Below are 24302 nucleotides of genomic sequence, written 5' to 3' on the forward strand. Positions count from 1 at the left end.
CGCCGCGTCGCCGCTTGCCGTCCAGGCGGCGGCGCTGCGAACCGCGGGTGGGCCGGGTGGCGCGCCGCTGCGGCGGCGCGGGGGCGGTCGCGTCGCGCAGCAGCTCGCGCAGGCGTTCCAGGGCGGCCTCGCGGTTGCGCAGCTGCGAGCGGTGCTCGCTGGCCACGACCGTGAGGACGCCACCGGTCAGGCGCGAGGACAGCCGGTCCAGGGTGCGCCGGCGCAGGTGCTCGGGGAACGCCCCGGAGCCGCCCTCGTCCTCAGTCAGCTGGAGAACCGCTACTGACAAAGGCTCAATCAGTGGCGCTCAGAAGTGCAGCGAGGTTACGCCCTGACCAGGGGCGGCGGATGGTGGTGGGGCGGGCGAGGCCTGGTCAGTGACGATGGGGCGATCAGACTCTTCCGCCGTACCCACCTGGACCGTACATGCTCTTCTACCGTGCCAGCATCGATGTCCCGCGCGCCCTGGCGCGGACCTCGTCGACGGCCGCGCGGTCGAGGTGCCCCCGGCGGAGGTGGTGCGCCGGGCCGCGGCCGCCTGGGACGGGCCGCCGGCCCCACCGGTGGAGCTGCTGCCCGAGCACGTGAGCGTCGCGGACGTCGAGCGCGCCCGGCGGCGGCGCTGTCCCACGGCACCGGCGGGGCTGGCCGTCGGCGTGCGCGAGCGCGACCTCGCCCCGGCGGAGCTGGACCTCGTCGACGGCGGCGACCCGCACCTGCTCGTGCTCCGCGACGCCCGCTCGGGCAGGACCACGGCGCTGCGCACCCTGCTGAGCGCCGCGACCGACCGTTTCACCCCCGAGGAGCTGCGCGTCGTCGTCGTCGACTACCGCCGCAACCTGCTCGACGCCGTGCCGCGGGAGCACCTGTCGGGCTGCTGCGCCTCCGCACCCGCGGCCGCCGGGACGCTGGCCGCGCTGGCGGAGAAGCTGACCGCGCGACTGCCCGGCCCGGAGGTGACGGTCGAGCAGCTGCGCCGGCGCGACTGGTGGAGCGGCCCGCGTGCGCTCGTGGTGTTCGACGACCACGAGCTGCTCGCCATGAGCGCCACCGACCCGCTGTCGGCGCTGCTGGACCTGCTCCCGGTCGCCGGCGACGTCGGCCTGCACGTGGTCGTCGCCCGCGGCGCGGGAGGCTCGGCCGCGGCCCTGGTGCAGCCCGTGCTGCGCCGGCTGCGCGACGTCGGGTCCTCCGCGCTGCTGCTGTCCGGCCCGCCGGACGAGGGCGCCGTCCTGCACGGTGGGCGGTTCCGGGCGCGACCACCCGGGCGCGGGCAGCTCGTCACCCGGCGCAGCGGCCGTGACGGCGACGTGCTGCAGGTCGCCGTCACGGAGGAGCCGGTGGGGCTCCCGTGAGCCTCACGCCGCGAGCGGCGTGAGGAGTTCCGCCCGCACCGACGTCACCAGTTCGCGCACCCGGCGCAGGAACTCCGCCGTCTCCGGGCGGGCCTCGTGCGCCGCGTGGGCGTCGCGGTCGGTGTACTGCTCGTAGAACAGCCGGGCCAGCGGCTCGCCGTCCACGCGGTGCGGCACGTAGACGACCGTGCCGGGTTCCCCGGCGAGGATGCCGGGCACCGTGCGCGCGACGAGGTCGTCGAACGCCTGGGCGGACGCCTCGTCGGGCAGCTCGAAGCGGACGGCGATGGCGAACACGGGGCCTCCGTGGGGTCGGGGACCACGAGCATCGCGGGCGCTCGCACTGGTCGCCAGCCGGGGGTGCCGACGGGGTTCAGCGGGACCGGTCGAGCCGCCGCGACAGCCCCGGCTGCGTCCGCAGGAACCTGGCCGACTCCCCGACGCCGATCCCCGCGGTGATCCGCAGGAGCTCCTCCCGGCTCGCTGCCCCGAGGGCCCCCCCGCACCGACAACCGAACGCCCAGCGCCGCCACCGCGCGCGCCCACGCCGCATCGCGCCGGCGCTCCACGGCTCGCGCAGTTCCGCCGCGTCGCGCAGCATCCGCGCCGACGGGTGCGGATCGACGCGGTACCGCTCGGCGGTGAACCGTTCCGTCAGCCCCACGATGGCGCCGGTGCTCTTCGACGGCGAGGCCGTCACCGTCAGCGGAACCGTGCGGTGGCCTAGCCTGCCCCACCGTGAGCACCGTTGCGCAGGCCACCTCCTCCCGGGCGATCACGTGGGGCGTCGTGGCGGCCGGCGCCGTCCTGGGGGCCTGCGCCCGCCACGGTGCGGCGCAGTGGCTGCCCACCCCGCCGCACGGCTGGCCGGTGGCCACCACGGCGGTGAACCTGCTCGGCTGCTTCGCGCTCGGCCTGCTGCTGGAGGCGCTGGCCCGGCGCGGCCCCGACGCCGGCCGCCGGCGCCTGGTGCGCCTGGGCGCGGGCACGGGCCTGCTCGGCAGCTTCACCACCTACAGCACGCTGGCGGTCGAAACCGACCTGCTCGCCCGCGACGGGTCGCTCGCCCTGGCGGTGGTGTACCCGCTGACCTCCGTGGTGGCCGGGGTGGCGCTGTGCGGGCTCGGGGTGGCGCTGGCGGCCCGGCTGGTGCGGCGGGCGGGGGAGGACGCGTGATGCTGCTCGCGCTCGCCGCGGCCGCTGCCGCCGGTGCGCTGGCCCGCTACGGCGTCGACGGTGCGCTCAAGCGCCGCTGGCCGCAGCGGCCCACCCGCGCGCTGCTGGTCGTCAACGTCACCGGCAGCCTGCTGCTGGGGCTGCTCACCGGCCTCGTCCTCGCCCACGGCGCCCCCGGCTCCCTGAGCACCGTGCTGGGCACCGGGTTCTGCGGCAGCTACACCACCTTCAGCACCGCCTGCTTCGAGACGCTCGGCCTGCTGCGGCAGGGGCGTCCCGCGGCCGCCGCCGCGCACGCCGGCGCGACGCTCGTGGCGAGCACCGTCGCCGCGGCCGCCGGGCTCGCCCTCACCCTGGCCTGAACCCCGGTTCGAACCCCGGTTCGAACCCCGGTGCGGCGGGGGAGTCAGGAACCGGCGGTGAACCACTCCCGGGCGGGGTGGGAGACCTCGGGCACGCGGCGCTCGCCGTCCTCCGGCGCGGCCCAGCGCACCCCGTTGGCCAGGACCTGCTGGATCTGCGGGTGGTGGTAGACGGGGTACTCCTGGTCGCCGGGGCTGAAGTAGAAGATGCGCCCGCGCCCGCGGGTGAACGTCACGCCCGAGCGGAACACCTCCCCGCCGGCGAAGGAGCTGATGAACAGCAGGTCGTCGGGGTCGGGGATGTCGAACAGCTCCCCGTACATCTCCTGCCGCTCGATGACGATGGGGCTGGGGACGTCACGGGTGATGGGGTGCGAGGGTTTGACGTTCCAGACGAGCTCGCGCTCGCCCTCGTTGCGCCACGCCAGTGAGCACGTCGTCCCCAGCAGCCGGGTGAAGATCTTCGAGAAGTGCCCGGAGTGCAGGACCAGCAGGCCCATCCCGCCCAGGACGTGCTGCCGCACCCGCTCGACGACGTCGTCGGCGACCTGCTCGTGGGCGACGTGCCCCCACCACAGCAGCACGTCGGTGCGCTCGAGGACGTCCGCGCCCAGCCCGTGCTCGGGGTCGGCCAGGGTCGCGGTGGACACCTGCGCGTGCGGCAGCAGGCGCCGCAGTCCCGCCGCGATCGCGCCGTGGATGCCGTCGGGGTAGTACTCGCCGATGTCCGGCGGGTTGCGGTTCGCCTCGTGGACGCCCTCGTTCCACACGAGCACGCGCAGCGCCCGTTCCGTGCCGCTCACAGCGCCTCCACCCGTTCCACGTCCTCCACCCGGCCGGACTCCACCGAACGCGCCGCCGCCTCGGCGACGGCGAGGCTGCCCAGGTTCGACCGGCCCGTCACGTCCGGCGCCGGCCCGCCCTGCACGGCCCGGTGGAACTGCCGCAGGCCCGCCGAGCGGCCCCACAGGCCCATCGCCGGCAGGTCGACCTCCCGCGCCTCACCCCCGTCCCGGCTGAGGGTCACGACGTCGTCCGCCGTGCCCCGTCCGGACCGGCCGGTGAAGGTTATGCGCCCGCGCTGGCCCTCCAGGGCCCACTCGCCGTCCCACGCGGTCTGCGGGCCGCGGCTGACCCAGCTGCCGCGGTAGCTGGCGACCAGCCCGCCGGTCATCTCGATCGTCAGGACCGCCGAGGCCTCCTCGGTGAACCTGCTCCACGGCGGGTCGGTGACCTTCGCGTACACCCGCACGGCTTCGCGGCCGGTGACCATGCGCAGCAGGTCGAAGTGGTGGATCGCCATGTCGTACAGCAGCGGGTGCGGGAAGGAGTAGTGCCGGTTCGTCTCGACCGGGGCGTCGTTCGCCCAGCGGCGGAAGTCGACGTGCACGACCGACAGGTCGCCGATCGCACCGTCCGCCACCAGGTCCCGCACCGCGCGCGGGGCCGGGTAGAACCGGTAGTTCTGGCTCACCTGCAGCACCAGCCCGAGCTGCTCGGCGCGCTCCACGGCCGTGCGGGCCTCCGCGAGCGTGCCGGCGAAGGGTTTCTCGACCAGGACGTGCAGACCGGTCTCCAGCGCCTCCAGCGCGACCGGGACGTGCAGCGCCACGGGTGCGGTGACCAGGACGCCGTCGGCGGCCACGGCCGCCACGGCCTCGCGCAGCGAGGGGAAGCACGCGTGCTCCGGCAGGCCGAGCGCGCGCTGCGCGCCGCGCAGGGTGGGTTCGTGCGCGTCGACCACCCCGACGCGCTCCACCTCGCCCACCGGGGGGATCGCGTTGCGCTCCCAGTCCACGCCCCAGCCGCCCAGGCCCACGTGGAGCAGGCGGGTGCGGGGGACGGTCGTCGTGTGGGCTGTCGTGTCGGCGTCGACCACGGTCGCGAAGCTACACCAGCGCCCCGGCCCCCGCGACGGGCGGCCGCCGCGCGCGGCAGCACCCGCGGGTCAACCGCGGGACAGGTCCTCCTCGACCGCCCGGGCGCACTCCCGCAGCTGCGGCAGGACGTCCCGGCGCAGCTGCGCGGTGGTGAACCGGCTCGCCGGCACCGACACGTTCACCGCGGCGACCACGGCGCCGTCCCGGTGCAGCGGCACCGCCACCGAGCGCACCCCGTCCTCCAGCTCCTGGTCCACCAGCGCGAAACCCTGCCGGCGCACCCGCGCCAGCTCCGCCAGGACCGGTCCCGTCCCCTGCAGGGTGCGCGCGGTCAGCGCCCGCGGGTGCACCTCCTCCAGGAGCGCGGCGGCGTCCGCGGGGTCCAGGGCCGCCAGCAGCACCCGGCCCATCGAGGTGGCGTGCGCGGGGAACCGGGTGCCCACCGTGATGGCGGCGGACATGATGCGCCGCGTCGCCACCCGGGCCACGTACACGATGTCGCCGCCGTCGAGGACCGACACCGAGCACGACTCCTGCAGCTGCGCCGACAGCCGCTCCAGGTGCGGCTGCGCCAGGTCCGGCAGCGACAGGCTGGACAGGTAGCTGTAGCCCAGGTCCAGGACCCGCGGGGTCAACCGGAACGTGCGCCCGTCCGTGCTGACGTACCCCAGGTCCAGCAGGGTCAGCAGGAACCGGCGCGCCGCAGCGCGGGTGGTGCCGGTGCGGCGCGCCACGTCCGCCAGCCCCAGCTCGGGGTGCTCGGCGTCGAAGCAGCGGATGACCGCCAGGCCGCGCGCGAACGCCTGCACACGCTCGCTGCGCGGCTCCGGGGCGGTTCCCCGCTCGGGGTCGGGCGTGCTCAGAGGTCCTCCAGCCGCAGCAGTGGCACCGGCAGCCGCTCGCGCAGGCCCTCCACCGTGGTGCCCCAGGTCTCGCGCACCACGACACCGCGCGGACCCACGTCGAACGCTCCCAGGTCGGTGAACACGCGCCGCACGCACGCCAGCCCCGTCAGCGGGTACGTGCACTCCGGCACCAGCTTGGCGGAACCGTCGCGCGCGAACAGCGTCATCATCACGAAGACCTGCTTGGCGCCGGTGGCCAGGTCCATCGCACCGCCCACGGCGGGGATCGCGCCGGGAGCGCCGGTGTGCCAGTTCGCCAGGTCGCCGCGCGCGGAGACCTGGAAAGCCCCCAGCACGCACACGTCCAGGTGGCCGCCGCGCATCATCGCGAAGGAGTCCGCGTGGTGGAAGTACGCCGCACCGGGCAGTTCCGTGACGGGGATCTTCCCCGCGTTGATGAGCTCGGGGTCGACCTGGTCGCCCACCGCGGCCGGTCCCATGCCGAGCATGCCGTTCTCCGTGTGCAGGGTCACGCCCTGGTCGGCGGTGAGGTGGTCGGCGACCAGCGTGGGCTGCCCGATGCCGAGGTTCACGTACGAACCGCGGGGGACGTCGCGCGCCACGACCGCGGCCAGCTCGTCGCGGCCGAGGGGGGCGGCGTCCGAGTGCTCGACCGTCCGGGACAGCTGCCCGCTGGGGGTTCCGGTGCTGCTCACGCGCGTCCCTCCTCGGTGCTGCCGGGGTTCCCGGGTTCCCCGGTGACGACGACGCGGTCCACGAAGATGCCGGGCGTCACCACCGTCTCGGGGTCGATCGCACCGGTCGGGACCAGTTCGCCCACCTGCACGACGGTCGTGGTGGCGGCCGTGGCCATCACCGGGCCGAAGTTCCGGGCGGTCTTGCGGTACACCAGGTTCCCGACGCCGTCCGCGCGGTGGGCGGCCACGAGCGCCACGTCCCCGCGGATGGGGAACTCCAGGACGAACTCGCGGCCGTCGATGGTCCGCCGCTCCTTGCCCTCGGCCAGCAGCGTCCCCGCGCCGGTGGGGGTGTAGAAGGCGCCGATGCCGGCGCCGGCGGCGCGCAGCCGCTCGGCCAGGTTGCCCTGCGGGACGACCTCCAGCTCCACCTTCCCCGACCGGTACAGCTCGTCGAAGACGAACGAGTCGCTCTGCCGGGGGAAGGAACAGACCACCTTGCGCACCTGGCCGGCCGCCAGCAGCGCGGCCAGCCCGGTGGTGCCGTTGCCGGCGTTGTTGTTGACGACCGTGAGGTCCTTCGCGCCGCGGCGCAGCAGGGCGTCGATGAGGACGTACGGCATCCCGGCGGTGCCGAACCCCCCGATGAGGACGGTGGAGCCGTCCTGCACGTCCGCGACGGCCTCGTCCGCCGAGGCGCACACCCGCATCACGCGGCGGACCCGCTGGTGTCGAGGTTCTCCAGCACGACGGCCAGGCCCTGCCCGACGCCGATGCAGATCGCCGCCACGCCCCAGCGCTCCCCGGTGGCGCGCAGCACCGCGGCGAGGGTGCCCAGCACCCGGCCCCCGGAGGCACCCAGCGGGTGACCCAGGGCGATGGCCCCGCCCCACCGGTTGACGACGGCCGGGTCGACGCCCCAGGCGTCGATGCACGCCAGGGACTGCACCGCGAACGCCTCGTTGAGCTCCACGGCGCCCACGTCGGCCCAGCCGATGCCCGCGCGGCGCAGCGCGCGCTCGGCGGCCTCCACGGGGGCGTACCCGAACGACTGCGGCTCCAGCGCGGCCGTGCCGCGGCCGGCGATGCGCGCCAGCGGTTCGCGGCCGACGGTGTCCGCGGCGTCCTCGGCCGCGATGAGCAGCGCCGAGGCGCCGTCGGTCAGCGGTGAGGCGTTGCCGGCGGTGATCGTGCCGTCGGGTCGGAAGGCCGGCGTCAGGCCCGCCAGCTTCTGCACCGACGTGGTCGGGCGGATCCCCTCGTCGCGCGTCAGGTCGGTGCCGGGCACCGGCGCCACCCAGGCGTCGTAGTGCCCGGCCTCCCAGGCGGCCGCCGCGCGGTGGTGCGATCCGGCGGCGAACTCGTCCTGGCGATCGCGGCCGATGCCGAACCGCTCGGCCAGCTGCTCGTTGGACTCGCCCAGCGAGACGGTCCACTCCTGCGGCATGCGGGGGTTCACCAGACGCCAGCCCAGCGTGGTCGACACGGCGGTGACGTCACCCGCCGGGAACGGGCCGTCGGGCTTGGGCAGCACCCAGGGGGCCCGGCTCATGGACTCCACGCCGCCGGCGACGACGACGCGCGCATCGCCGGTCTCGATCTCGCGGGAGGCGATCATCGCGGCGTCCAGGCTGGAACCGCACAACCGGTTGACCGTGGTGCCGGGCACGGTGACGGGGAAGCCGGCCAGCAGCGGCGCCATGCGCCCGACGTTGCGGTTGTCCTCGCCGGCGCCGTTGGCGTTGCCGAGCACCACGTCGTCGACCGCGGCGGGGTCCAGGCCGGGGGAGCGGTGCAGCAGTTCGCGCAGGACACCGGCGGCGAGGTCGTCGGGGCGGACACCGGAGAGCGCGCCGCGGAACCTGCCGAACGGCGTGCGGACGGCGTCGTAGAGGTGCGCGGTGGGCATCTGGCCTCCGTGTTCGCTGTGCGAACGCCTGTGCGTTCTGCGTACACGGTCAGCTTACCCCCGCCCCTCCCCGCGCGGAAACCACTGTTTCCGCCCTCCGGGGGTTCCCTTCGAGGGCGGAAACAATGGTTTCCGCGGAGACACGGGGGTGCGGGGGGTGCGGGGGGAGCAGGGGCGGCGCTCAGGACTGCTCGGCGAGGACCTCGCGGTAGACGCGGAAGGCGGTGTTGGCGTCCGGGACGCCGCAGTAGATCGCCGACTGCAGCAGCACCTCGACGATCTCCTGCTGCGTCAGGCCGTTGCGCACGGCGGCGCGCAGGTGCATCGCCAGCTCCTCGTGGTGGCCGCGGGCGATGAGCGCGGTGAGGGTGACCATCGAGCGCTCGCGCCGCGACAGGCCCTCGCGGGTCCAGATCCCGCCCCAGGCGTACCGGGTGATCATCTCCTGGAAGTCGCGCGTCACGTCGTCCACGCCCGCCGTGGCGCGATCCACGTGCGCCGCCCCCAGCACCTCCCGGCGCACCCGCATCCCCGCCGCGTACTGCTCGCCCAGCGTGCGGCGCTGCGCGGCCGGTGCCGCGAGCACGTGGTGGCGCAGCAGGTCGGCCACCGCCGCCGGGTCCTCCACGGGCAGCTGGTGCGCGCCTCCCGCGACGACGGTGGCCAGCGCCCCGGGGGCACGACCGACGGCGAGGGTGTCCGCGACGGGCACCACGACGTCGAGCTCACCGGCCACGGCCAGCACCGGCACGCGCAGTTCCCCCAGTCGCCCGGTGACGTCGAAACCGGAGAGGAGTTCGCACGCGGCGGCGTACGACGCCGGGTCGGTGGCCGCCAGGTCGTCCAGCAGGGCCCGCACCGCCTCCGGTCGCCGGGCCGGGAAACCCGGGGCGAACCAGCGAGCGGCCGAGGCCTCCACGAGCGGCTCCGTGCCGTGCTCGCGCACCTGCGCGGCCCGTTCGCGCCAGGCGGACGGCGTGCCGATGCGCGGGGCGCTGCACAGCACGCCGACGGCCGTCACGGCGCCGGGGGAGTCCAGGGCGAGCTGCAGCCCGATGGCCCCGCCGATCGAGTCGCCGGCGTACGCGAACGGTTCACCGGACCGGCCCCGCTCGGCCTGCACCGCGGCGCCGAACGCGGCGACGTCCGCCGCCAGCCGCTCGGCGGTCAGCGCGGTGGCCGGCGCGGCGGCGCCGTGGCCGGGCAGGTCCCAGCCGACGACGACGGCGGTGCCCGACAAGCGCTGCGCCACCTCGCTCCACAGGGCGCGGCTGGTCGTGCCCAGCGAGGAGCCGACCACGAGCAGGGGCAGGTCCGCCGGCGCGGGACCGGTCCCGTCGAGGCGGGCGGTGGGCAGCAGGGTCACGGTTCCTCCGGGGTGGTTCGGGCGCGGCGGGGCGGGGTGGTCGGGGCTCAGGCGCGTGCGCGGGCGAGGACCGCGTCGACGGCGAGGCCGGCGGTGCCCAGGTAACCGCGCGGGTCTGCCAGGCGGCCCAGCAGCTCGTCCACGCGCTCGGGGGGGACGGTGGTGCGCCGCACCAGTTCCTCGCGCAGCGCGGCGACGTCCGCGGCGGCGACGGCCTCGCGCGCCCCCGCGGTGCCCAGCGGGCCGCCGGGCGTGGGCAGCTGCGCCAGCGCCGGCACCAGCCGCTCGGCCAGGGCGCCGGGCAGCGCCGCGTCGAGGTTGCGGGCCATCGCCGCGGTGTCCACCTCCAGCCCGCCGAGCAGCTCGGTGGCCTGGCGGGCGGCGGCCAGCGTCGTGCGGGCCAGGGCCGCCAGCGCGGCCCACTCGGTGTGCCACGCGCCCGCGGGCCGTTCGTCGCCGGCGCCGGCGGCGGCGGCGTGCAGCTGCGCCGCCAGGGCGGGGGCGGTGTCCGCGGTGCGGCGCAGCAGCACCGACAGGGCGGGGTTGCGCTTCTGCGGCATCGTGGAGGACGCGCCGCGGCCGGGGGCGGCGGGCTCGCGCAGCTCGGCCACCTCGCTGCGCGAGGCGGTCAGCACGTCGGCCGCCACGTGCCCCAGGGCGTCGGTGACCGCGACGAACGCGTCGCCCAGGACCGTCACCGGTCGCCGCGCGGTGTGCCAGGGCGGCCGGTGCGCCAGGCCCAGGCGGCGCGCGGCGTCGGCGGCCACCGCGTCCGCGGCCGCGGCGGCGTCCGCCCCGGCGGGCAGCGCGGCGGCGAGCCGCTCCACCAGGCCGGCGAGCGTGCCGACCGCCCCGCCGAACTGCGCCGGGGCGGGCGGCAGGGCGTCCAGCGCGTCGCGGGCGTCCAGCAGCGCCGTCAGCCACGAGGCGACGCGCGCGCCGAACGTCGTCGGCAGCGCGTGCTGGGTGAGCGTGCGCGCCACGGCGGGCGTGCCGCGGTGCCGCGCGGCCAGCGCGGCCAGCGCGGCCACCTGCGCGTCCACCTCGGGGCGCAGCTGCGCGACCACGTCGCGGGCGCACAGCTGCAGGGCGGTGTCCACCACGTCCTGGCTGGTCAGGCCCCGGTGGACGGCCGCCGCCGCGTCCGCACCCGCCGCGGCGCCGGCGCGCTCGCGCAGCAGGGCCACCAGCGGCAGGACCGGGTTGCCGCCACCCTCACCGGCCTCGCCCAGCTGCGCCAGCTCGGCCGGCCCGAGGGCCGAGGCGGCACCGTCCAGGACGTCGCCGCCGACCGGGCTGAGCCCGGCGGCGGCCAGGGCGTCCAGCCACGCGGCCTCCACCCGCACCATGGCGCCGGCGAACGCCGCGTCGCCGAACGCCTCGCCCGCCCGGTGCAGACCCGGCCAGAACAGCGCCGACACCATCAGCGCGGACCTCCCGCCCGTGCCGTCACCGTGCGTCGTGCTCGAGGAACACCGTCTCGCCCTCCCCCTGCAGACGCACGTCGAAGCGCAGCGAACCGTCCGCCTCGCGCACGCACACCAGCGTGCGCGCGCGCTCCGGTTCCAGCGAGGCCAGCAGCGCGTCGCCCGGCAGCCCGCCGTGCGGCGCGGGCAGGTAGGCGCGCGTCAGCAGCCGGTGCATCAGGCCGCGGGCGAACACCGCCACCGCGAAGAACGGTGCACCGCCGTCGGCGCGGGCGGGTTCGCGGGTCCAGAACCGGTACCCGCCGGCGCGGTCGGTGCCGCAGCGGCCGAACCCCGTGAAGGTCGCGCCGTCGCGGCCGAACGTGCCGGCCGCGGTGGGCACCGAACCGTCCGCGTCGCCCTGCCACACCTCCAGCAGGGCGTCCGGCACCGGCACCCCCAGGCCGTCGAGCACGGTGCCGTGCAACCGGACCGATCCGGGGGAGGCCGGTGGGACGAGTTCGCCGTCGCCGTCGAACGGCAGGGCGAACCCGTAGAACGGCCCGACGGTCTGGCCGGGGGTGGGGCGCAGGATCGCGGTTCCCATCAGTGCTCCTCGCCGGGTTCGGGTTCGGGCTCCAGCCAGGTGCGGTGCGAGCCGGTCAGCACGATGTCCCAGCGGTAGCCGGTGCACCACTCGTGCTGGGTGACGGAGTGGTCGTAGCGCGCCACCAGCAGTTCGCGGTCGACCGGGTCGGTGATGGACTGGTAGATCGGGTCCAGGTCGAACAGCGGGTCGCCGGGGAAGTACATCTGGGTGACCAGTCGCTGGGTGAACTCGGTGCCGAACAGCGAGAAGTGGATGTGCGCCGGGCGCCAGGCGTTGCGGTGGTTCTTCCACGGGTAGGGGCCCGGTTTGATCGTGGTGAACCGGTACCGGCCGTCGTCGTCGGTGAGGCAGCGGCCCACACCCAGGAAGTTCGGGTCCAGCGGGGCGGGGTGCTGGTCGCGCTTGTGCACGTAGCGCCCCGCGGCGTTGGCCTGCCAGACCTCCACCAGCTGACGGCGCACCGGGCGGCCCTCGCCGTCCACGACGCGGCCGGTGACGACCATCCGCTCCCCGACGGGGTCACCGGGGAAACCGATCGTCAGGTCGGCCTCCAGCGGGTCGATGTCGCGCTCGCCGAAGACGGGGGAGAAGAGCTCCACGTCCTCGGGGTCGGCGTGCACCGCCTCCTTGGTGGGGTGGCGCAGCACCGAGCTGCGGTACGGCGCGAAGTCGCGGCGGGTGGCGGGCACGTGCTCGCCGCGCTCGCGCGCCGCGGCGTCGCCGGCGTGCACGGCGGCGATCTCGGCGCTGATCTGCTCCTGGGTGGCGATCGCCGCGTCGGAGGAGGCGACTCGCTCCTCCGCCACGACCTCGGCGGGCTGCGCCGCGGGTGCGCTGCGCGGCGCGGCCTCACGGCTGGTGTCGACGCTCATGCTCGTCCCTCCCGGTCGCTGCGGTGCGACCACGGCCCGAGTGCACCACCCCCGCGCACGACGAGCAGCACAGCCTTCCGTCTCGCGGAAGACGAGTGCTCAGTCCTGGCGCGGCAGCGAGCGCTCGATGCCCGCGGCCGTCACCCGCAGCGCCGTCAGCAGCGACTGCTGCGCCGGGGAACCGGCCTCGAAGGGCGCCACGACCACCCCCAGCGCCGCGACCACGGCCCCGGCGCGGTCGCGCACCGGCACCGCCAGCGAGGAGGCGCCCGGCGTCATCTCCTGGTCGGTCAGCGCCCAGCCCTGCTCCCGCACCCGGGCCAGCTGCGCCGCCAGCACGTCCGCGTCGGTCACCGCCCACGGCGTGGGGGCCACGAGGTCCGCGCAGCAGCGGTCCACCACCTCCTGCGGCGCGTGGGCCAGCAGCACCTTGCCCACGCCCGTCGTGTGCAGCGGCAGCCGGCTGCCGACCTCGCTGACGATCGGCACCGAGAAGCGCCCCGAGGTGCGGTCCACGTACAGCGCACGGACCCCGTCCAGCACGGCGACGTGGACGGTGGCCTTGGTCGCGGCGTGCAGGTCGTGCACGAACGGCGCGGCCACCACCCGCAGGTCCGTCTGCACGGGAGCCAGCAGCCCCAGGTTCCACAACCGCCGCCCGACCACGTACGTGTCGTCGGGGCGCCGCTCCAGCGCGCCCCACGCCGACAGCTCCCCGACGATGCGGTGCGCCGTCGTCAGGGCCAGCCCGGCCCGCGCGGCGAGCTGCGTCAGCGTCAGGCGCCGGTGCCCGTCGTCGAAGGCCCCCAGCACGGCCAGCAGCTTCCCCGCCGCCGTCGGTGTCGCGTCCACCCGCGCAGTGTGCCCCGGCCCGCTTCCGCACTGCGGAAGGAACCCTCCGTCGCGCGGTGCCCGCGCCCTAGCGTGCCGGCCATGCGCTCACTGCGGAGCCGGGTCGCCATCGTCGGCGCCGGACCGGCCGGACTGCTCCTGTCGCACCTGCTGGCCGCCGAGGGGGTGGAGTCCGTCGTGCTGGAGACCCGCAGCCGCGAGTACGTCGCGGCGCGGGTGCGCGCCGGCATCCTGGAGCACTCCACCGTCGAGCTGCTCACCGGGGCCGGCCTCGGCGGGCGGCTGCGCGAGCGGGGCGACGAGCACCGCGGCATCCACCTGCAGTGGCCGCACGAGCGCCACCACCTCGACTTCGTGGACCTCACCGGCCGCAGCGTGTGGGTGTACGGGCAGACCGAGGTGCAGAAGGACCTCGTCGAGGCGGCCGACGCCCGCGGCCAGGACGTGCGCTACGAGGTCACCGGCGTGGAGCTGCACGAGCTGACGACCGAGCGCCCGCACGTGACGTTCACCGCCGCCGACGGGACCGCCCACCGCCTCGACGTCGACGTCGTCGTCGGCTGCGACGGCTCCTTCGGGCCCAGCCGCGCGGCCGTTCCCGGCACCGTGCGCCGTTCCTGGGAACGCACCTACCCGTACTCCTGGCTGGGCGTCCTCGCCGACGTCGCCCCCTCCACCGACGAGCTGATCTACGCCTGGCACCCCGAGGGTTTCGCCATGCACTCCATGCGCTCGGCCACCGTCAGCCGGCTGTACCTGCAGGTGCCCAACGGCACCGACGTCGCCGACTGGTCCGACGACCGGGTCTGGGACGCGCTGGCCACCCGCCTCGGCCACGGCCAGGACGGCTGGGAACTCACCCCTGGGCCGATCACGAGCAAGAGCGTGCTGCCCATGCGCAGCTACGTGCAGACCCCCATGCGCCACGGCCGGCTGTTCCTGGCCGGCGACGCCGCGCACACCGTTCCGCCCACCGGTGCCAAGGGCCTGAACCTCGCCGTCGCCGACGTCGCCCTGCTGGCCCCCGCCCTCGCCGAACTGCTCGTGAAGGGCGATACGGCGCTGGCCGACGCCTACTCCGACACCGCGCTGCGGCGGGTGTGGCGCTGCACCCACTTCTCCTGGTGGATGACGACGATGCTGCACACCTCCGGCGACCGGTTCGACGAGCAGTTGCAGCTCTCCCAGCTGCGGTGGGTCGCCACCAGCGAGGCGGGCGCCACCGGCCTGGCGGAGAACTACGCCGGCCTGCCCATCGGGTTCTGAGGCGCGCCCCGGGTTCCCGGCGCCCCCGCGGCCGGGCGACCCGGGGCGCGGGAACCCGGGACCGGTGCCCTCAGAACGGGTAGGGGGCGATCTCCGGCCGCACGGTGAGCCACTGGGTCTCGGTGAACGCCTCGATGTTCGCCTCTGCACCGCCCGCCCGGCCGCCGGTGCCCGAGGCGCCGACACCCCCGAAGGGGGTGTTCGCCTCGTCGGAGACGGTCTGCTCGTTGATGTGCACGATGCCGCTGGGCACCGCGTCCGCCACGCGCATCGCGGCGCCCACCTCGCCGAGGATCCCCAGGGACAACCCGTACGGGGTGGCACGGGCCAGGTCGATCGCCTCGTCGGCGTCGGAGAACGCCAGGACGGGGGCGACGGGCCCGAACACCTCCTCCTCCCAAGCGGGCATGGAGGGCTTCACGTCCGCCAGCACGGTGGGGGAGTAGAACAGCCCCTCGTGGGTGCCGCCCGCGGCGAGGGTCGCACCGGCCTCCACGGTGCCCCGCACGAGGCGGTCGACGTTCGCCAGCTGCCGCTCGTCGATGATCGGGCCGAGCGCGACGCTCCCCGTCGCCGGGTCCCCCACGGGCAGCGCTCGGGCCTTGGCCGCCAGCGCCTCCACGTAGGCGTCGTGCAGGCTCTCGTGGACCAGGTGGCGGCCGGTGGCCATGCAGATCTGGCCCTGGTGCAGGAACGAGCCGAACGCCCCCGCGGAGGCCGCCAGCGGCACGTCCGCCCCCGGCAGGACCACGAGGGCGTTGTTGCCGCCCAGTTCCAGGTGGGTGCGCTTGAGGTGCTCGGCAGCGAGCGCGCCGACGCGCCGGCCCGCCGCGGTGGACCCGGTGAAGGCGACCACGCGCACCTCCGGCGCCACGACCGCCGCCTCGCCGACGTCCGCTCCGCCCGGCAGCAGGTGCAGCAGCCCGGGCGGCAGGCCCGCCTGCTCGAACACCCGCGCCAGGGCCACCCCGCCGCACACGGGCGTGCGCGGGTCCGGCTTGAGCAGCACCGCGTTGCCCAGCGCCAGGGCGGGCGCGACGGCCCGGATCGACAGGATGAGCGGGAAGTTGAAGGGGGCGATCACCGTGACGACCCCGGCGGGGCGCCGGCGCGCGAACGACCAGCGCTCCTGCTCCGAGGGCAGCACCGAACCCATCGGGTGGGTGGGCAGCGCCGCCGCCTCGTAGCACTCCTGCGCGGCCACGTGCGTCTCGGTGGCCGCCTTGGCGGCGACCGCGCCGGACTCCCGCACGATCCAGTCCTGCACCTCACCGGCGTGCTGCTCCCACAGCGCGCCGGCGCGCCGCAGCACCGCCGCCCGCTCCAGGGGGTTCACCCGCGCCCACTCCCGCTGCGCCGCGGCCGCGCGCGCGGCCGCCTCCCGCACGTCCTGCGGCGCGGCCGCGCCCACCCGACCCAGCACGGCACCGGTGGCCGGCTCGGTGACCTCGATGGTCCCGCCGGAACCGGCGCGCCAGGCACCGTCGAAGATCTTCTCCCGCCACACGTCGTCGAGCAGCACGCTCACCGGTGTCCCCTTCGTCAGCCGAACGCGTGGGTCCAGTGGACCACGCCGCCCCGCGCGCACCGGACCGGCATTCCACTTGGTGGAAGGCCGTCGCGCCGGCGGCCCGCGCGGTGCTGCCCGGGCCGCTGAGTAGGGTCGGGCCGTGGTGGATCAGCCGGCGGGCGGGGACGAGCAGCCGTTCGTCGCCGTCCGCGACGCCTGCAAGGTGTACGACGACGGGCCCAGGCCGGTGACGGCCCTGGACCACGTGGACCTGCAGGTGCCCAGGGGGCGGTTCGTCAGCGTCATCGGGCCCTCCGGCTGCGGCAAGTCCACGCTGCTGCGGCTCGTGGCCGGCCTGGAGGTGCCCGACTCCGGCGAGGTGCGCATCTGCGGCCGCACGCCCGCGCGCGCCACCGAGCGCAAGATGGTCGGCTTCGTGCCGCAGACGCCCGCGCTGCTGCCCTGGCTGGACGTGCTGGGCAACGTGCGCGTGCTGGAGAAGGTCAACCGCGCCGCCCGCCGGCGCGGCCCCGCCCCCGCCGCGCCCGCCCCCGCCGCGACCGGGCGCTGCGACCTGGCCGGCGACCCCGTGGCGCTGCTGCGCCGCCTCGGCCTGGGCGGTGCCCTGCACGCGCGGCCCGGCCAGCTGTCCGGCGGCATGCAGCAGCGCACCGCCATCGCCCGCGCGTTCGCCCTGCAGCCGCAGGTGCTCCTCATGGACGAGCCGTTCAGCGCCCTGGACGAGTTCACCCGCGAAGCCGCCCAGCTGCAGCTGCTGGACGTCTGGCAGGAGCTGCGCACCACCGTCGTGTTCGTCACCCACTCCATCACCGAGGCGGTCCTGCTGTCCGACACCGTGGTCGTCATGGCCGCCGGCCGCGTCGCCGGCGCCGTCGAGGTGGAGCTGGACCGGCCGCGCCGCTCCGGGGTGCTGGACTCCGCCGACCTGCACGAGCACGAGCACCGGGTGCGCGAGCTGCTGTCCCACGCCTGGCACGCCGACGCCCGGAGCGGCCGGTGAGCCCGCGGCACCGGCTCGCGGCCCTGCACCCCCGGGTGTGGCTGCCCAGCGTCGTGGCGCTGGCGGTCGCCGGCCTCGTCTGGGCGCAGGTGGCCCGCGGCAACCCGTACGTGCTGCCGCACCTGGGTGCGGTCGGCGCGCAGCTGGTGGGCGAGCCGCTGCTGTACCTCTCCAACGCCTGGACCACCCTGTCGGAGGCGCTGCTGGGGCTGGCCCTGGGCGCGCTGGCCGCCGTGGTGGTGGCCGTGGCCGTCTCGGAGTCGGTGCTGCTGCGGCGGGCGGTGATGCCGCTGGCCGTCGTGCTCAACGTCACCCCGGTCGTCGCGATCGCCCCCGCGCTGATCGTGGCGTTCGGGTTCGGGATCCTGCCCAAGGTGCTCGTGGCGGCGCTGACCACGTTCTTCCCCGTGCTGATGAACACCGTCACCGGCCTGCGCTCGGTGCCCCGCGGGGTGCTGCAGGTGTTCCGCACCGTGCACGCCTCGCGCTGGGACGTCCTGCTGCGGCTGCGATTCCCCAGCGCGCTGCCGTTCGTCTTCGCCGCGCTGCGGGTGGTGTTCCCCCTGTCCCTCGTCGGCGCCATCGTCGCCGAGTTCAGCGCGGCCGGCGCCAGCGCGGGCCTGGGAACGCTCATCAAGGTCGCGGCCGGCAACTCGCAGCTGGACCGGGTGTTCGCCTCGATCGCGTGCCTGGCCCTGATGGGTGTGCTGCTGCTGGCGCTCGTCACCGCGGTGGAGCGGCGCGTGCTCTCCTGGCACGCCTCGCAGCACCGCTGAGGAATCCCCACCACCCCCGGGTCCTTGCACCCGGGGAGCACCGCGAGCACCCGGAGGAACGCGTGAACCAGAGCAGGACCCCCACCCGGCACCGTCCGGCCCTCGCCGCGGCGGCGGCCGCCCTGCTGCTGGCCGGCTGCTCCGGCGGGTCCGCGGACGACGCGGGCGCCACCCCGTCGGTGAGCCGGGGCTCGGCGGTCTCCGCCGAGCGGTGCGCGCAGAACGAGGCGGCCGGCACGATCACCTACGTCACCGGGTACCAGTTCCAGTCCTCGGTGAGCATCCTGGACCCCGTCGCCGCCGAGGACCTGGGCTACTTCGACGCGCTGTGCCTGGACGTGGAGATCCAGCCGGGTACCGGCGAGACCGCGCAGAACGCCCAGCTCGTCGCGGCCGGCACCGCTCAGCTGTCCTCGATCGCCGGGGCCTCCGACGTGCTCGTCAACGTCGACAACGGCGTGGACGTCACCGCCGTCGCGCTGTTCGGCCACGTGCCGGTGGCGACGCTGATGACCGGCCCGCAGGTGGACGACCTCACGCAGCTGGAGGGCGCCACCCTCGGGCACAAGGGCGCCCTGCCGGTGACGATCGAGGCGATGCTGCGCGCCGCCGGCGTGGACGTCGCGGCGCTGGAGCAGGTGCAGGTCGGCTACGACCCCACCGTCCTGACGCGCGGCCAGGTGCAGGCGCTGACCGGCTACAAGTCCAACGAACCGCTGACGCTGCGCGAGCTGGGCGAGGAGGTCGTCGAGTGGAACCCCGAGGACTACGGGGTCCCCGGCTCCATCGCCACCACGATCGTGAACCCGGCGTTCCTCGCCGAGCACCCCACGGCCGTGCAGGACTTCCTGCGCGCCCAGCTGCGCGCCTACGCGCACTGCACCGAGCGCGCCGCCGAGTGCGTCGCCCTCGCCGCGGAGCGCTCGCAGGTCGGCTACGACACCGAGCACAACGAGCGGGTCTGGAGCACCGAGACGCAGCTGGTGGCCGCCTCTCAGCCCGCCGGGCAGCCGCTGGGGAGCATCGACGCGGCCACCGTGCGGGCCGAGGCGGACTTCCTGCTGGGCATGGGGCAGATCGAGGCGGTGCCGGACGTCGACGCCCTCGTCGACGAGGACGTCGTGGCCTCCCTCTACGACGGCGGGCGGCTCGTCTGGCCCGCTCCCTGACCGCGGGCGGCGGGCGCGCGACGCCGTAGCATGGCCGGGCCATGTCGAGCTCCTCCAGCCGGCCCGGGCGACCGCAGCGCGGGCGCCGCCGTCCCTCCCGTTCCCCGCGTTCCGGCCACGGCCCGGGAGCGCGCGGGGGTTCCCCCCGCGAGCTGCCGGACGACCCGCTCGCCGCCGAGCTGGCTGGGCGCCTGGCCGCCGTCTCGCTGCGCGACGAGGACCGGCTGCGCCGCCGCCTGGCCGTGCTGGCCCGCACCGGCGACGCCGAGGCGCTGCGCCGCGGCCTGGACGACGTGGCCGCGCAGACCGCCGCGGCCGAGGAGCGCGCCCGGCGCCGCGCCGCGGCCGTGCCCGCCCTGCGCTACCCGCCGGAGCTGCCGGTCAGCCAGGAGAAGGACCGCATCGCCGAGGTGCTGCGCGATCACCAGGTCGTCGTGGTGGCCGGCGAGACCGGCTCGGGCAAGACCACGCAGCTGCCGAAGATCTGCCTGGAGATCGGCCGCGGGGTGCGCGGGCGCATCGGGCACACCCAGCCGCGCCGGATCGCCGCGCGCGCCGTGGCCGAGCGCGTCGCCGAGGAGCTGGGCGGCGACGTCGGAGGCCTGGTCGGCTACGCCGTGCGCTTCACCGACACCGTCGGCGAGGACAGCCTGGTGAAGGTCATGACCGACGGCATCCTGCTCGCGGAGATCCAGCGCGACCCCGACCTGCTGCAGTACGACACCCTCGTCATCGACGAGGCCCACGAGCGCAGCCTCACCATCGACTTCCTGCTGGGGTACCTGGCGCAGCTGCTGCCGCGCCGTCCCGAGCTCAAGCTCGTCATCACCTCCGCCACCATCGAGACCAGCCGCTTCTCGCAGCACTTCGGCGGCGCGCCGGTCCTGGAGGTCTCCGGGCGCACCTACCCCGTGGAGGTCCGCTACCGCCCGCTGGCCGCCGACGAGCTGGCGGAGGAGCTGGCGGGAGAGGTGGACGACGACACCGGCGAGGCGCTCGACGTCGACGAGCCGGCGCTGCGCGAGGACGACCGCGACCAGACCGAGGCGATCCTCGACGCGGTGCGCGAGCTGGCCGCCGAGGGCCCTGGCGACGTCCTGGTGTTCCTGCCCGGCGAGCGGGAGATCCGCGACACCGCCGACGCCCTGGCCGAGCTGCAGCGCGAGCGGGAGTTCCGCGGCACCGAGGTGCTGCCGCTGTTCGCGCGCCTGAGCGCCGAGGAGCAGCACCGGGTGTTCCGGCCGCACGGCGGCCGGCGGATCGTGCTGTCCACGAACGTCGCCGAGACCTCCCTGACCGTCCCCGGCATCCGCTACGTCGTCGACGCCGGCACCGCCCGGATCTCCCGCTACAGCCACCGCACCAAGGTGCAGCGGCTGCCGATCGAGAAGATCTCCCGGGCCTCGGCGAACCAGCGCGCCGGGCGCTGCGGGCGCGTCGCCGACGGCATCTGCATCCGGCTGTACTCCCAGGCCGACTTCGAGTCCCGCCCGGAGTTCACCGACCCGGAGATCCTGCGCACCAACCTCGCCGCCGTCATCCTGCAGATGACCTCCCTGGGCCTGGGCGACATCGGCGCCTTCCCCTTCGTCGAGCCGCCCGAGCAGCGCGCCGTCGCCGACGGGCTGGCGCTGCTGGCCGAGCTGGGAGCCCTGGAACCGGCCCGCCCGCAGGACCGGGGCGTTCCCCGGCTGACCCGCACCGGCCGCGACCTGGCCCGCCTGCCCATCGACCCGCGCCTGGGCCGGATGGTGCTGGAGGGGCGCAAGAACTCCTGCCTGCACGACGTCCTCGTCGTGGTGGCCGCGCTGTCGGTGCAGGACCCGCGCGAACGGCCGCTGGAGCAGCGCGAGCGCGCGGCGCAGCTGCACGCGCGGTTCCGCCACGAGAAGTCCGACTTCCTCACCTACCTGAACCTGTGGAACTACCTGCAGCACCTGCAGCGGGAGACGTCGTCCTCGGCGTTCCGCCGCCGGGTCAAGGCCGAGATGCTGCACTTCCTGCGCATCCGCGAGTGGCAGGACACCTACCACCAGCTGCGCCGCATCACCCGAGACCTCGGCCTGGAGGTGCAGGTCCCCGAGGTGGAGGCACCCGCCGAGGGCGAGGTGCTGCCCCCGGCCCGCTACGACGGCGACGCCGTGCACCGCTCCCTGCTGGCCGGCCTGCTGGGCAACATCGGCCTGAAGGAGGTCCGCGAGGACAAGCGCGACCCGCGCCGCGGGCGCGGCGACGACACCCGCCGGGCGCGCGGTGAGGGCCCGCGCCAGCAGGAGTACCTCGGCGCCCGCGGGGCGCGCTTCGCGCTGTTCCCCGGCTCCGCGCTGGGCAGGCGTTCCCCGGACTGGGTGGTGGCCGCCGAACTGGTGGAGACGAGCAGGCTCTGGGCGCGGGTCGCCGGGGCGATCGACCCGCAGTGGATCGAGCCGCTGGCCGAGCACGTCGTCAAGCGCCAGCACTCCGAGCCGCGCTGGTCGCGCAAGCGCGCCGCCGTGGTCGCCACCGAGCGGGTCACCCTCTACGGGGTGCCGATCGTCGCCGGCCGCACCGTCGCCTACGGCGGCATCGACCCCGAGCTGTCCCGGGAGCTGTTCATCCGGCACGCGCTGGTGGAGGGTGACTTCGAGACCCGCCACGAGTTCTTCGCCCGCAACCGCGAACTGCTGGAGGAGGCCGAGGAGCTGGAGCACCGGGCGCGCCGGCGCGACATCGTCGTCGACGACGAGGTGCTGTTCGCCTTCTACGACGCCCGCGTGCCCGCCGACGTCGTCTCCGGCCGGCACTTCGACGCCTGGTGGAAGCAGGCCCGGCGCACCGACCCGGACCTGCTGACCTTCGACCCGGCGATGCTGGTCGCCGGCGACGCCGGCGTGAGCGAGGAGGAGTTCCCGCGCACCTGGCGCCAGGGCGAGCTGGAACTGGACCTGACGTACGTGTTCGAGCCCGGTTCCCCGCGCGACGGTGTGACGGTGGACGTGCCGCTGGAGGTCGTCAACCGCTTCGACGACCGCGACCTGCTGTGGCAGGTCCCGGGGTTCCGGCACGATCTGATCACCGCCGTGCTGCGCTCGCTGCCCAAGCAGCTGCGCAAGAACCTCGCGCCGGCCCCGGACAAGGCGGCCCGCTTCCTGGAGCGGGTCAGCCCCCGCCGCCAGGACTTCTGGGAGGCGTTCGAGTCCGAGCTGCCCCGGCTGGGCGACGGCACGGAGATCTACGCCGAGGACGTCGACTGGTCCAAGGTGCCCGGGCACCTGCGGCCGACGTTCCGGATCACCGCTGCCGACGGGTCGGTGCTGGCCGAGGGCAAGGACTTCCCGCGGCTGCGCGAGGCGGTCTCCGTCCAGGTGCGCGAGACCATCGCCGAGGCCGCCGACGAGCTGCACCGCACCGGGGTCACGGCCTGGCCGGCCGAACCCGGCCCCGCCGACCTGCCCGCGCGCGTGCCCGAGACCCACACCACGGTCCGCCGCGGCAGCGAGGTCGTCTCCTTCCCCGCGCTGGTCGACGAGGGCGCCTCCGTGGGGCTGCGCACCTTCGCCACCGCCGCCGAGGCGCAGCGCGCCCACCGCGCCGGCACGGTGCGACTGCTGCTGCTCGTGCTGCCCTCGCCGCTGCGCGAGGTGCAGTCCGGCCTGCCCAACGACGCGAAGCTGCTGCTGGCCCGCGCCCCGCACGGCAGCGCCGCGGCGGTCCTGGACGACTGCCTGCGCGCGGCGGTGGAGCAGCGCCTGGACGCCGCCGGGGGCCCCGTGCGCGAGGCGGCGGCGTTCGCGCGGCTGGCCGCGGAGGTGGGCCGCGGGCTGCTGTCCACCACCACCGAGGTCGTCGACCGCACGCTGCGGGTGCTGCGCTCGGCCGCGCAGGTCGAGCGGGAGGTCTCGCGGGCCACCAGCCTGGCGCTGGTGCCCTCGCTGGCCGACGTGCGCGAGCAGTTCACCGGCCTGGTGCACCCCGGCTTCGTCACCGAGGCGGGAGCCGGCCGGCTGCCGGACCTGCTGCGCTACCTGCAGGGGATCCTGCGGCGGCTGCAGACGCTCGGCGACAACCCGCAGCGCGACCGGGTCCGGATGGCGGAGTTCTCCCGGGTGCGCCAGGAGTACGAGGCGCACCTGCGCCGGGCCGGGGAGGCCGCCGGGCCGGAGCTCGTGCGCATCCGCTGGGCGCTGGAGGAGCTGCGGCTGCAGAAGTTCTCCCAGCCCGTCCCCACCGCGCACCCGGTCAGCGACGAGCGGATCCGCAAGGCGCTGGCCGAGCTGGGCTGATCCGCTGCCCCGCAGCGGTTTACCTCTTGCACTCGCGGGTGGGGAGTGCTACCACTGGAGGTGCGGGAACCGGGCGGGGCCCGGTCCGCGTGGGACACAGTCGCATCTGGTGTGGAGCACTGGAGGTGGTTGTCGTGTTGATGCGCACTGACCCGTTCCGCGAGCTCGACCGGCTGACCCAGCAGGTGCTGGGGACCACGGCGCGCCCGGCGGTCATGCCGATGGACGCCTGGCGCAGCGGCGACGAGTTCGTGGTCGAGTTCGACCTGCCGGGTGTGGACCCCTCGACGGTGGAGCTGGACGTGGAGCGCAACGTCCTGACCGTCAAGGCGCAGCGGCCGGTCCACGAGGGCACCGAGGAGATGATCGCGGCCGAGCGCCCGCGCGGCGTGTTCAGCCGGCAGCTCATCCTCGGCGACAACCTCGACACGGAGAAGATCAAGGCCTCCTACGGCAGCGGTGTGCTGACGCTGCGCGTCCCGGTGGCCGAGCGCGCCAAGCCGCGCCGCATCGCCGTCGAGACGGTGGAGGAGAAGCAGGCCATCGGGGCCTGAGGGTTCGCCGGAGGCCGACGTGACGGGTGCGACGAGAGCCGGTGAGCCGGTCCGCGAGGCGTTCTGCGAACTCCTGGGCGCCGACCCCGACTGGGTCCGCGCCGAGTTCGAGGCGCTCGTGGCGGCGAACTGGCGGGGAGGAGGTGCGCAGGGCGCGACCGGCAGCGTGGACGCTCCCGGGCCCCGGCCCGGGCGCCCGGTGCCGCGCGCGCGGCGGTCCGCACCGCTGCGCCGCGGCCGGGCGCCCGAGCGCCGGGCACCGCGGCGGGAGCGCTCGCCCCCGGCCGGCTGAGCCTGCGCACCGGCGGGGGGGGGGGGGGGGGGGGGGGGGGGGGGGGGGGGGGGGGGGGGGGGGGCGGCCGGCCCCCCCCGCCCGCCCGGCGGCCCGCCCCCCGGGCCCCGCCCGCCACCCC

At 75.8% G+C, this 24302-nt stretch carries 24 protein-coding genes and 1 pseudogene; 10 read left to right on the forward strand and 15 right to left on the reverse strand.

The window, feature by feature from the left end; genetic code table 11:
• Positions 1-289, reverse strand: a pseudogene (locus tag ACRYM0_RS13745) (aminoacyl-tRNA hydrolase); the annotation flags it as partial.
• A 211-nt stretch (positions 290-500) separates the two neighbouring features.
• On the opposite strand from ACRYM0_RS13745, the gene ACRYM0_RS13750 reads away from it, so the two are divergent.
• On the forward strand, positions 501-1355 hold the full coding sequence (locus ACRYM0_RS13750; protein WP_432505949.1) for a hypothetical protein: 855 nt from the start codon (positions 501-503) through the stop codon (positions 1353-1355).
• Between the two features lie 3 nt (positions 1356-1358).
• Here the strand turns inward: ACRYM0_RS13750 and ACRYM0_RS13755 are convergent, their stop codons facing one another.
• Positions 1359-1652: a putative quinol monooxygenase gene (locus ACRYM0_RS13755; RefSeq protein ID WP_432505951.1), complete on the reverse strand. Its 294-nt coding sequence runs from the start codon at positions 1650-1652 to the stop codon at positions 1359-1361.
• 76 nt (positions 1653-1728) lie between these two features.
• Positions 1729-2055: a hypothetical protein gene (locus tag ACRYM0_RS13760; RefSeq protein ID WP_432505953.1), complete on the reverse strand. Its 327-nt coding sequence runs from the start codon at positions 2053-2055 to the stop codon at positions 1729-1731.
• Positions 2056-2093: 38 nt separating this feature from the next.
• Between ACRYM0_RS13760 and ACRYM0_RS13765 the strand changes: the two genes are divergently transcribed.
• Positions 2094-2531, forward strand: coding sequence for a fluoride efflux transporter FluC (locus ACRYM0_RS13765; protein ID WP_432505955.1), 438 nt, complete (start codon positions 2094-2096; stop codon positions 2529-2531).
• Positions 2531-2893, forward strand: coding sequence for a fluoride efflux transporter FluC (locus tag ACRYM0_RS13770; RefSeq protein ID WP_432505987.1), 363 nt, complete (start codon positions 2531-2533; stop codon positions 2891-2893). The genes ACRYM0_RS13765 and ACRYM0_RS13770 overlap by 1 nt, the downstream gene beginning before the upstream one ends.
• A gap of 44 nt (positions 2894-2937) precedes the next feature.
• Here ACRYM0_RS13770 and ACRYM0_RS13775 read toward each other — a convergent pair whose 3' ends face one another.
• The 11 genes from ACRYM0_RS13775 to ACRYM0_RS13825 all read right to left on the reverse strand — a co-directional run bounded on the left by ACRYM0_RS13775 (position 2938) and on the right by ACRYM0_RS13825 (position 13331).
• Positions 2938-3696, reverse strand: coding sequence for a ThuA domain-containing protein (locus tag ACRYM0_RS13775; RefSeq protein ID WP_432505957.1), 759 nt, complete (start codon positions 3694-3696; stop codon positions 2938-2940).
• On the reverse strand, positions 3693-4772 hold the full coding sequence (locus tag ACRYM0_RS13780) for a Gfo/Idh/MocA family protein (RefSeq protein WP_432505959.1): 1080 nt from the start codon (positions 4770-4772) through the stop codon (positions 3693-3695). Before ACRYM0_RS13780 ends, ACRYM0_RS13775 begins: the two co-directional genes overlap by 4 nt.
• 69 nt (positions 4773-4841) lie before the next feature.
• Positions 4842-5582: an IclR family transcriptional regulator domain-containing protein gene (locus ACRYM0_RS13785; RefSeq protein ID WP_432505961.1), complete on the reverse strand. Its 741-nt coding sequence runs from the start codon at positions 5580-5582 to the stop codon at positions 4842-4844.
• Between the two features lie 50 nt (positions 5583-5632).
• Positions 5633-6304 carry a 3-oxoacid CoA-transferase subunit B gene (locus tag ACRYM0_RS13790; RefSeq protein WP_432505989.1) on the reverse strand — a complete coding sequence of 224 codons (672 nt, stop codon included), beginning with the start codon at positions 6302-6304 and terminating at the stop codon, positions 5633-5635.
• Between the two features lie 26 nt (positions 6305-6330).
• Positions 6331-7026: a 3-oxoacid CoA-transferase subunit A gene (locus tag ACRYM0_RS13795; RefSeq protein ID WP_432505991.1), complete on the reverse strand. Its 696-nt coding sequence runs from the start codon at positions 7024-7026 to the stop codon at positions 6331-6333.
• A complete protein-coding gene (locus ACRYM0_RS13800) occupies positions 7026-8225 on the reverse strand; it encodes a thiolase family protein (protein ID WP_432505963.1) in 1200 nt (399 codons plus the stop codon). Before ACRYM0_RS13800 ends, ACRYM0_RS13795 begins: the two co-directional genes overlap by 1 nt.
• Positions 8226-8406: 181 nt before the next feature.
• The gene (gene pcaDC, locus ACRYM0_RS13805; protein ID WP_432505993.1) at positions 8407-9582 is read right to left on the reverse strand and encodes a bifunctional 3-oxoadipate enol-lactonase/4-carboxymuconolactone decarboxylase PcaDC; all 1176 of its coding nucleotides are present in this window, start codon (positions 9580-9582) and stop codon (positions 8407-8409) included.
• Between the two features lie 56 nt (positions 9583-9638).
• Entirely contained in the window at positions 9639-11015 is a 1377-nt protein-coding gene (locus tag ACRYM0_RS13810) for a lyase family protein (protein ID WP_432505965.1), read from the reverse strand.
• Between the two features lie 25 nt (positions 11016-11040).
• Entirely contained in the window at positions 11041-11604 is a 564-nt protein-coding gene (gene pcaG / locus ACRYM0_RS13815; RefSeq protein WP_432505967.1) for a protocatechuate 3,4-dioxygenase subunit alpha, read from the reverse strand.
• Complete coding sequence (pcaH, locus tag ACRYM0_RS13820; RefSeq protein WP_432505969.1) at positions 11604-12479, reverse strand: protocatechuate 3,4-dioxygenase subunit beta; 876 nt, start codon at positions 12477-12479, stop codon at positions 11604-11606. The genes pcaG and pcaH overlap by 1 nt, the downstream gene beginning before the upstream one ends.
• 99 nt (positions 12480-12578) lie before the next feature.
• On the reverse strand, positions 12579-13331 hold the full coding sequence (locus ACRYM0_RS13825; RefSeq protein WP_432505971.1) for an IclR family transcriptional regulator: 753 nt from the start codon (positions 13329-13331) through the stop codon (positions 12579-12581).
• A 90-nt stretch (positions 13332-13421) separates the two neighbouring features.
• On the opposite strand from ACRYM0_RS13825, the gene ACRYM0_RS13830 reads away from it, so the two are divergent.
• On the forward strand, positions 13422-14597 hold the full coding sequence (locus ACRYM0_RS13830) for a 4-hydroxybenzoate 3-monooxygenase (protein ID WP_432505995.1): 1176 nt from the start codon (positions 13422-13424) through the stop codon (positions 14595-14597).
• Positions 14598-14667: 70 nt separating this feature from the next.
• On the opposite strand, the gene ACRYM0_RS13835 is transcribed toward ACRYM0_RS13830, so the two are convergent.
• The gene (locus ACRYM0_RS13835; protein WP_432505973.1) at positions 14668-16125 is read right to left on the reverse strand and encodes an aldehyde dehydrogenase family protein; all 1458 of its coding nucleotides are present in this window, start codon (positions 16123-16125) and stop codon (positions 14668-14670) included.
• A gap of 142 nt (positions 16126-16267) precedes the next feature.
• Between ACRYM0_RS13835 and ACRYM0_RS13840 the strand changes: the two genes are divergently transcribed.
• The 6 genes from ACRYM0_RS13840 (at position 16268) to ACRYM0_RS13865 (ending at position 24181) form a co-directional block, all read left to right on the forward strand.
• Positions 16268-17128, forward strand: coding sequence for an ABC transporter ATP-binding protein (locus tag ACRYM0_RS13840; RefSeq protein WP_432505975.1), 861 nt, complete (start codon positions 16268-16270; stop codon positions 17126-17128).
• Positions 17125-17904 carry an ABC transporter permease gene (locus tag ACRYM0_RS13845; protein WP_432505977.1) on the forward strand — a complete coding sequence of 260 codons (780 nt, stop codon included), beginning with the start codon at positions 17125-17127 and terminating at the stop codon, positions 17902-17904. Before ACRYM0_RS13840 ends, ACRYM0_RS13845 begins: the two co-directional genes overlap by 4 nt.
• A 62-nt stretch (positions 17905-17966) precedes the next feature.
• Positions 17967-19073, forward strand: a complete 1107-nt coding sequence (locus ACRYM0_RS13850) for an ABC transporter substrate-binding protein (RefSeq protein WP_432505979.1) — start codon at positions 17967-17969, stop codon at positions 19071-19073.
• A 41-nt stretch (positions 19074-19114) separates the two neighbouring features.
• Complete coding sequence (gene hrpA, locus ACRYM0_RS13855; protein WP_432505981.1) at positions 19115-23335, forward strand: ATP-dependent RNA helicase HrpA; 4221 nt, start codon at positions 19115-19117, stop codon at positions 23333-23335.
• Positions 23336-23469: 134 nt separating this feature from the next.
• Complete coding sequence (locus ACRYM0_RS13860; RefSeq protein ID WP_432505983.1) at positions 23470-23889, forward strand: Hsp20/alpha crystallin family protein; 420 nt, start codon at positions 23470-23472, stop codon at positions 23887-23889.
• Between the two features lie 19 nt (positions 23890-23908).
• Positions 23909-24181, forward strand: coding sequence for a hypothetical protein (locus tag ACRYM0_RS13865; RefSeq protein ID WP_432505985.1), 273 nt, complete (start codon positions 23909-23911; stop codon positions 24179-24181).
• Positions 24182-24302: the final 121 nt, after the last annotated feature.

This window comes from Kineococcus arenarius subsp. arenarius (assembly GCF_050871845.1).
In the GTDB taxonomy this organism is placed as follows: domain Bacteria; phylum Actinomycetota; class Actinomycetes; order Actinomycetales; family Kineococcaceae; genus Kineococcus.